Origin of the sequence: Shigella sp. FC1967 (genome assembly GCF_001743005.1) — a bacterium.
Taxonomy (GTDB): Bacteria; Pseudomonadota; Gammaproteobacteria; order Enterobacterales; family Enterobacteriaceae; genus Proteus.
Genome location: NZ_MIIZ01001472.1, coordinates 1 through 335 on the forward strand (window position 1 = coordinate 1; position 335 = coordinate 335).

The 335-nt window shown below is 44.8% G+C and carries 1 protein-coding gene; it reads right to left on the reverse strand.

Annotation, left to right across the window (positions count from 1 at the left end):
* The coding region (locus BHE89_RS23105; RefSeq protein WP_286146439.1) for a type VI secretion IcmF C-terminal domain-containing protein at window positions 1-335 on the reverse strand (335 nt) is incomplete at both ends.

Genomic DNA, 335 nt, shown 5'->3' on the forward strand with positions numbered 1-335 from the left:
AATTTGGGCATCTTCCAGTAAACGAATAATGCCCCAGACGCCACGATAATCACCATAAATACGCGTGCCTGTGTTTGTGGTTATCCAGCTCAGTGATGCCCCAGAGGCAACGGTATCCGCTGGCCAGACAAAACGCTGCCATTGGGGTTGCTGGTTATTGTAAAGAAGAGATTGTCTATCTATCATTAAATGCGTTTGCATAATGTTGGGTGAGGTACCTGGGCGTAATTCAAAGTAAAGACGTGCTTCACCATTCGCAAAAACAACATCCCCCAGATAGCTGAGTTTATCTAAGGCTTTTAAAAACTCGGGATTAAAGGTTAAGCCTTGGGCAT